Annotated in this window: 7 protein-coding genes, 1 tRNA gene and 1 pseudogene; 1 reads left to right on the forward strand and 8 read right to left on the reverse strand. The window is 41.4% G+C overall.

The genetic code is table 11. The annotated features are described in order from the left end of the window. Positions 1 to 253 precede the first annotated feature (253 nt). The 4 genes from holA to ABD915_RS05235 form a co-directional block, all read right to left on the reverse strand. On the reverse strand, positions 254 to 1,297 hold the full coding sequence (gene holA, locus ABD915_RS05220; protein WP_345116133.1) for a DNA polymerase III subunit delta: 1,044 nt from the start codon (positions 1,295 to 1,297) through the stop codon (positions 254 to 256). 4 nt (positions 1,298 to 1,301) lie between these two features. Further along, a complete protein-coding gene (locus ABD915_RS05225) occupies positions 1,302 to 2,096 on the reverse strand; it encodes an ABC transporter ATP-binding protein (RefSeq protein ID WP_345116136.1) in 795 nt (264 codons plus the stop codon). After that, positions 2,089 to 2,985 carry an ABC transporter permease gene (locus ABD915_RS05230; RefSeq protein WP_345116139.1) on the reverse strand — a complete coding sequence of 299 codons (897 nt, stop codon included), beginning with the start codon at positions 2,983 to 2,985 and terminating at the stop codon, positions 2,089 to 2,091. Before ABD915_RS05230 ends, ABD915_RS05225 begins: the two co-directional genes overlap by 8 nt. A gap of 61 nt (positions 2,986 to 3,046) precedes the next feature. After that, a complete protein-coding gene (locus ABD915_RS05235) occupies positions 3,047 to 4,012 on the reverse strand; it encodes an ABC transporter substrate-binding protein (protein WP_345116141.1) in 966 nt (321 codons plus the stop codon). A gap of 193 nt (positions 4,013 to 4,205) precedes the next feature. Here ABD915_RS05235 and ABD915_RS05240 point away from each other — a divergent pair. Continuing rightward, positions 4,206 to 4,280 (forward strand) — tRNA-Gly (locus ABD915_RS05240). A gap of 271 nt (positions 4,281 to 4,551) precedes the next feature. Here the strand turns inward: ABD915_RS05240 and ABD915_RS05245 are convergent. The 4 genes and pseudogenes from ABD915_RS05245 to ABD915_RS05260 all read right to left on the reverse strand — a co-directional run. Continuing rightward, positions 4,552 to 6,042: a replicative DNA helicase gene (locus ABD915_RS05245; RefSeq protein WP_345116144.1), complete on the reverse strand. Its 1,491-nt coding sequence runs from the start codon at positions 6,040 to 6,042 to the stop codon at positions 4,552 to 4,554. Beyond that, positions 6,039 to 7,019, reverse strand: coding sequence for a phage late control D family protein (locus ABD915_RS05250; RefSeq protein WP_345116147.1), 981 nt, complete (start codon positions 7,017 to 7,019; stop codon positions 6,039 to 6,041). Before ABD915_RS05250 ends, ABD915_RS05245 begins: the two co-directional genes overlap by 4 nt. Further along, positions 7,019 to 7,273, reverse strand: a complete 255-nt coding sequence (locus ABD915_RS05255; RefSeq protein ID WP_345116149.1) for a tail protein X — start codon at positions 7,271 to 7,273, stop codon at positions 7,019 to 7,021. The genes ABD915_RS05250 and ABD915_RS05255 overlap by 1 nt, the downstream gene beginning before the upstream one ends. A 16-nt stretch (positions 7,274 to 7,289) precedes the next feature. After that, positions 7,290 to 7,476, reverse strand: a pseudogene (locus tag ABD915_RS05260) (phage tail protein); the annotation flags it as partial.

A 7,476-nucleotide genomic window follows, 5' to 3' on the forward strand; every position in this document is an offset into this window, starting at 1 on the left:
AATGCTATCAATTCCTCCCCCGATACCATAAATCAAGCAAGTATGAAGAAAACGCGCTCTATCAACAAAGACAAGTGGATAACAATAACACCTTTAAAATTCTTTTTATCGGAAAAGTTGATCGATAAAAATGATGTTAGTCTTTTATCAAATACACAAACACAAAAAACTAATAATCTTATAAGAGAAAAATTTATTTCAAAAAACTTCCAAGGTTTTTAAAATAAGCACTTTCCCAATAGTGTTTAATATTTTAAGCAGCCCTTTGGCGTCGTGCAACAATTGCCAATCCCAACAAGGCTTGACGAATGATAGCCTCACCCAAAAGCGGATTTTTACGACTATCTAAAACAGCACGTTGGATTCGTTCCATTGCATAAGAAATTTGCTCTCCGCCCCAATAGCTCAAGGCACGTTCAACTGTTTTTTTTCTCTGAAAAAAAATTGGTGGCTGCGCTTGAGAAACCGCTGTAAAAACGCTTTTCCCTTCAACATCTACTTGATAACGCAAAAGCTGTAATTGCTGAAAATGCCTTTGCGCAGTACTTAAAATAAAAAAAAGAGTGCTTTGCAGACTTGCGTGTCGGTTAAAATGTACTTCAAAATTTCGCACATCTCCCAGTAAAATAGCATCGATTACCTCATCTTGAGAAAGCGCACTCACATCGCTCACAACAGCTTTCACGTCCTCAAGAGTAATATGTTTTTTCTCCAAAGCATAAAGACAGAGTTTTTCCAATTCACCACGCGAAACAAGATGATCCGCTCCCAAATGATGGAGCAACCACTTGCGCGCATCCAAAGAAAGGGTCATCTTAAAATGCCCCAAGACTTCATCAATTAATGTATCAAGAGCACGGATATCGTCGGCAAAACAAGGCAAAGCCATCGCTGTTGATGCCGGCTCAATAGCACTACGAAGCCCAGTTCCTTTTTTCAAATCGCCTGCTTCAATGAGAATAAAACTTTTCTCTGGTGGTTCTTTGATTAAAAGCTTCAAAGCTGTAAGGAAATTTTTTTGATTGGCGCCGTTAGACACCCATATCAAACGATCACCACCAAAAAGCGATAAAGTGCGTGCCTCATCTACCAATCGAGCAGGATCTTTATCAATTTCACCAGCATCAAGACGAACAGTAGAAAAAGGATCATCTACATCTATCTTTGTGCATTTAACAAAACGCTTTACACGCTCGCAAACAAGACCGCGATCAGGTCCATAAATGAGAACAATAGGAAAAGCACGCGAGAAGCGCGTTAGAAAGTGATCAACTTCATGCGCTTTTTTCTGAGCCAAAATATTAATCCATTAAGAGTTCATCATCATCAAGAACTTCACCACGAACCTTTTGGAACATACCTATGAGATCACTCACATTCAACCCTTTACGTTCTTCTTGACGCACATCCAAAATCACTTTCCCCCCATGCAACATCAGTGTGCGATCTCCATGATCAAGAGCTTGACGCATAGAATGCGTCACCATAATAGTTGTTAATTTTTTCTCTTCAACAATTTTTTCTGTCAACCGCATCACAAAATCAGCCATTCCTGGATCTAATGCTGAAGTATGCTCATCAAGCAATAAAACATCCGCATGTGCTAAAGTAGCCATCACCAGACAAACCGCTTGACGTTGTCCACCTGACAAACTGTCCATAGGATTATGAATACACGTCTCAAGACCAATGCCTAATTGAGCAATTTCCTCGCGAAAAAATTGCCGTTTTTCATGATTTAAAGCGGAACGCAAACCACGGCGACTCCCACGAAGGGCTGCAAGAGCCAAATTTTCTTCAATTGTCAAAGAACCACAGCTTCCCACTAACGAATCTTGAAAAACACAGGCAACCTTCCCAGCACGCTCACTTATTGATTGCCTAGAAACATTTTGCCCATTGATAACCACTTTTCCTTGTGTTGGAAGAATTGCGCCCGCTAAAACACTAAGCAAAGTTGATTTCCCAGCACCATTTGACCCAATAATGGTAACAAAACTACCCCGATCAATTTTGAGATTGATATCAATTAAGGCTTGTTTTTCCAAAGGCGTTTGTGGTTTAAAAGTAACCCCGACATGAGAGAATTCAATCATGTTTACGCCTCCCCCAATAGCGCGATACAGCAAGAGTTGAAACCACCAAAAGCGCAGTGATCAACTGAAGATCCGTCGATGTATCAATACCAATCCCATGTGCCTCAAACGCGAACTGCACTGCCACGCGATAAAGCACAGATCCTACAATACAGCTGACAATAATCCAAAAAATATTGCGCGTACGAAAGAGAGTTTCACCAATGATAACAGCAGCTAAACCGAAAACAATCGTACCAGCTCCACCGGTAATATCAGTAGCAATTGCGGTTTGGATATAAAGGGAGCCTCCAAGTGCAACGCAGGCATTTGAAAGACCCATGCCAAAATAAATTAACGCCGACGTATGAACCCCTTGCGCTGTAGCCATACGTGGATTGGCTCCCATTGCGCGCATAGCAAGGCCCATCTCACTTTCTAAAAACCGCCAAATCAAAAATGCCACAACCAATAATACAGAACCAACAAAAAGAGGGCGCACAAAAATATCCGGCAAGCCAAACATATTATAAAAGGGAGTTAAAGCGGTATCAGCAAGTGCTAAATTAACATTAGACCCCCCCATAATTCCCATAATACGAAGATTCACTGTATAAAGCGCTGACATTGTTAAAATGGAAGCCAAAAGATTTAAAATACCAACATGCAAATTCAGCAAAGCTGTTACTAAACCGGCCACCATACCTGCGCAAAAAGCGCATGCCATAGCTGTCCAGGCGTTGAAACCTAAAAGAATCAAAACACCACAAACACATGATCCAAGAAGAAACGAACCATCGACAGTTAAATCAGGAAAATCTAAAACGCGAAATGAGAGATAAACTCCAATTGCAACAAACGCATAAATAAGACCTAATTCTACAGCACCAGAAAACGCAAATATATTCATCCAAAGACCACCCCCATGAAAACTTAAGTACTTACTGTATCAACATCATGTTTATGGAAGCTTATTGAATAATCTTTGTCGCGCGTTCAATAAGTGCCTGCGGAATAACGATACCAGCTTTTTTAGCTGCTTTCATATCAATACGGATATCATTATTAGCTGCCTGCACAACATCAATATCGCCAGGTTTTTCACCTTTTAGAATACGCACAACCAACTTCCCAGCTTCAACGCCGACATCATAGAAATTCACGCCCTGTGTCATAAAAGGTCCCCGTCCTATAGTGTTAGCATCAACAGTAAATAAAGGCGTATTTGTTTCCTGTGTGACTTTTGCTGCCCCTTCTAAAACAGAAAGAATAGTATTATCAGCGGGAACAAAAATAACATCCACTTTACCAACCAAAGCCCGTGTTGCTGCCTGAACGTCAGAGGGTTTAGGCGCCGATGAAGGAATGACTTCAATTCCAGCTTTATCTGCTACATCTTTTAACATCTTCAGTGTTGAAACAGAATTAGCTTCAGAAGCATTGTAAAGATAACCAATTTTTTTCAAATCTGGTTTTACTTCCTGCAAAAGCTTAAGACTTTCTGCAACATTTATACGATCAGAAGTTCCCGTTATATTACCGCCAGGTTTAGTAAGTGAAGGTACTATTTTTGCTCCTATCGGATCAGAAATCGCAGCAAAAACGACAGGAATGGTTTTCGTGGCCGCAAACACTGTTTGTGCTGAAGGCGTACTAATAGCGACAATGACATCAGGTTTATCACCAACAAATTTACGTGCAACCTGCGTTGCTGTAGAAATATTGCCCTGTGCTGATAAAAAAGTGAGTTCGAAATTTTCACCTTGCTTATAGCCATTTTCTGCAAGGGCATCAATCACTCCTTTGCGCACAGCATCCGCAGCAGGGTGTATCATAATTTGTGTAATTGCAACTTTAACGTGATCTCCCGCCTTTGCAAAACTATTCATGATAAAAACAGTTGCAATTGCAATACATATATTCACTATTTTCGACATTTTATTCCGCCCCTCTTTTGCAACAATTAAAGAGGGGATAATTTATTGGAGAGTATTTCCAAAATCAATCTTTATTTTTAATTTTGAAACATTCACAAATAAATAAAACTGAAATGTTATTTTTTTGTTGCAATTCTGATAAGGCTACGCCATACAAGCAGCGTCTGAAGCAAAATATGTTTCGAATCGGTGAGCGGGTGTAGCTCAGGGGTAGAGCACAACCTTGCCAAGGTTGGGGTCGTGGGTTCGAATCCCATCGCCCGCTCCATAATTTGTATATTGATGTAGCTTGCCAGCAGGTTTTGTATATTTTGCCACTAGGTTTTGTACCAATTTATTTTGTTTTAAAGAGTGTAGCTTGTCGGCAGGTTTTGTATATTTTGCCACTAGGTTTTGTACCAATTTATTTTGTTTTAAAGAGTTTTTAAGGGGTTCTCAAAGGGTCTTCAAAGACCTTTCAAAGGTTGTTTTAAGATTCGTCATTTTTTGTGAGAATCTATGGGATTTTGCTTCTCAATCATCGGATCATTATTTTGAGCTCAAGCGGATATTTCTGGAAAGTTGTCGTTATCCGTTAGGTCACTAAAGCATGTAAAGTCAGATTGGAAAGCCAAAGGGACGATTCCTGTTGGTCCATGGCGTTGTTTGGCTATGATAACCTCGGCTTTGCCCTTAGCTTGCTCCATTGCCTCTTTCCATTTGTGATACTCAGGAGCGCCTTCTTTGGGTTCTTCATTTTTGAGATAATATTCTTCACGATAAACAAACAACACAATATCGGCATCTTGCTCGATTGAACCTGATTCACGTAAATCGGAAAGTTGTGGACGTTTATCTGTTCGGTTTTCAACTTGTCGCGATAATTGCGAAAGCGCAATGATGGGAATATTGAGTTCCTTTGCAAGTGCTTTAAGACCCATAGTAATGGCTGTAATTTCTTGAACGCGGTTTTCAGAAGAACGCTTTGAACCGCTTGTCATCAGTTGGATATAATCAATTATCAAAACATCTAGACCATGTTGTCGTTTAAGACGCCTTGCACGGGCGGACAATTGTGCAAGGGATACAGCACCCGTTTGATCAATATAAAGAGGGATTGTTTGTAAGGAACGCATTGCGTAAATGATGTTGGTAAATTGCTCTTCTGAGATATTACCACGACGCATATCAGAAGAAGAAACCTTTATTTGTTCTGAGATAATACGAGTTGCAAGCTGTTCAGATGACATTTCAAGTGAGAAGAATCCTACTATGCCCCCTTCATTTTCTTGTGTTTTGTTATCACGCTTACAAGCATTGGCAATATTAAAGGCAATATTGGTTGCAAGGGACGTTTTACCCATACCGGGACGCCCTGCTAGAATAATCAAATCAGATGGTTGCAACCCGCCCATTTTCTCATCAAGGGTTTTAATATGGGTTGCCATTCCAGAAAGCTGTGAGGAACGCTTTTTTGCAGCGCTTGCCATGTTGAGTGCTTTTGCAATGGCTCTATCAAAGTTTTCAAAACCAGCTCCATATTTGCCTTTCTCTGCCAATGCAAACAACTGATTTTCAATCGCTTCAATTTGTTTAGAGGGGGTAAGTTCTAGAGGAGAATCAAAAGAACTATTCACAATTTGAGTGCCAAGGTTAACTAGAGAGCGCCGAATAAACAGATCATAAATAACCTGTCCGTAATCTTGAGTATTGATGATTGTGACAGCTTCTTTGGCTAAACGAACAACATAATTAAAGACTGTGATATCTCCAATTTTCTCATCATTTGCAATAAAGGGCTTCATGGTAATCGGATCTGCAACTTTTCCCTTTTGAACAATTTGTAAGATGATATTAAAAAGCCTTTGATGCAAGGCTTCAAAAAAATGTTCTGGTTTGAGAAAATCAGAAACGCTCTCAAGAGCATCATTATTGATCATGATTGCCCCGAGCAACGCTTGTTCTGCTTCAATATTATGGGGAAGTTGCCGAAAAGAAGGGGCAAAATTATCTCTTGGATTTTCTGTTTCTAACACGTTTAATTTTCTCATGCCTCTTTTCCTTGATTTGGCGCTTCTAGGGTTATTTCTGTGGTATAGCCGCTTTGCTTTTCATAGCGATGAGTCACGGTTGCAGCTTTCCATGGGCCATTGATTTCGCCTCGAAACCCTTGCAATAAAAGAGGTTGGTCCGCCATGATTTCTGGACGCCCCGCAAGTGACAAAGAACCACTGCCCACAGCACGACACAGCCTATCCGACTCGGAGGCAGCAGCAGCTTGTGCTTCCTCCTCACAAGTGTAACAACCGCGCAAACGGCGCACGGGACCGCTAAATCCTGTCTGATGCTTGACTTGGCTTTGCTGCCCTTTTGTGCGATCAAAATAAGCAGCTTCAATGGTGCCATATTGCGTACGTGGCTCGAGGGTAAATTCCCAGTTGGAACAGTCGTGTTTATGGATGTCGAGTGTTGGTAAGTTATCGCCGCTTAAAAATAAAAACTTATTATCCTTGATCAAAAAACGTGCCTGCATGCGGTCGGCAAGGCGGGTTAAAAAATCAATCGCCGATTGATCTGTACGCACCACATAAGACAAAGGTTTTTTGGTGAACTGGGGACTGACCTTTGCTTGATAGCCATGGCGTTTGGCGAGTGTTTCGACAATCTCACCAACAGTTTGGTGGTCGAAATGCTCACTGGTTTGTTCTTTGAGTTCTTTACGCATCGAGGCGCTTTTGCCACAAAGGCGTAAAATCTCTCCCTCACTGCCCCCACAACTCACAACTGATTCGACAACAAAACGCCCCATAAAAGCACTGATGCTGTTTTCATAGCCAAAGATCACCTGTAGTGCACTGTTGCTGGAGGGAAGCGCTAAATCATTGCCACTGTCATCAAATTCTGCTTCAAATGTATCGGCTTCATTGCCGGCATGATCGGTAATAGTTGCCGTTAAAAGACGCTGGTAAAAAACCGCGTGAACAGGTTTATCTCCCACCTTGACCACAATAAAAGGGTGTGTGCGCATTAATCCCATAGCCGCTTCACCGTGCTTTGGGAATTGTGAAGTGCGAATTCAGGCAGAATAACCGTTAAGCCCCGCGGTAAAAGCACACCATATTTGGCAATCTCTGGATTGGCTTCCAGTGTGGCTTCACAATAGCCGTTTAGTGCCCCAACTTGAGATCTGTCTCCTAACACAGCCATGGCATGCTGAAAGCAGATGAGATCGAGACTCATATCCTCCAGCTCTACAACAACATGCTTTTCTGGTATCTTCATGGAGTTTGTCCCTCTCTCATTTTTGTCCCACCTGAGTTTGTCCTTGCGGTTTTCCGCCATTCAAAAAGGGCAAGAGACTAATGGAATAGCGGATACGCTGTGATTGACCAGAGCGACTGATAAAGTCGTGATCTTTCGTAATCCTGGTGATCACCACGGGTCCATGGAGAAGAACACTATAGCTCGTATCATTGATCCAACGA

This window comes from Bartonella jaculi (assembly GCF_039543045.1).
Lineage (GTDB): Bacteria > Pseudomonadota > Alphaproteobacteria > Rhizobiales > Rhizobiaceae > Bartonella > Bartonella jaculi.

Excerpts from the sequence above, each read along its gene's own strand:
- ABD915_RS05225 (WP_345116136.1), bottom strand. The coding sequence starts at position 2,096 with ATGATTGAATTCTCTCATGTCGGGGTTACTTTTAAACCACAAACGCCT.
- ABD915_RS05230 (WP_345116139.1), bottom strand. The coding sequence starts at position 2,985 with ATGAATATATTTGCGTTTTCTGGTGCTGTAGAATTAGGTCTTATTTAT.
- ABD915_RS05235 (WP_345116141.1), bottom strand. The coding sequence starts at position 4,012 with ATGTCGAAAATAGTGAATATATGTATTGCAATTGCAACTGTTTTTATC.
- ABD915_RS05245 (WP_345116144.1), bottom strand. The coding sequence starts at position 6,042 with ATGAGAAAATTAAACGTGTTAGAAACAGAAAATCCAAGAGATAATTTT.
- ABD915_RS05250 (WP_345116147.1), bottom strand. The coding sequence starts at position 7,019 with ATGCGCACACACCCTTTTATTGTGGTCAAGGTGGGAGATAAACCTGTT.
- ABD915_RS05255 (WP_345116149.1), bottom strand. The coding sequence starts at position 7,273 with ATGAAGATACCAGAAAAGCATGTTGTTGTAGAGCTGGAGGATATGAGT.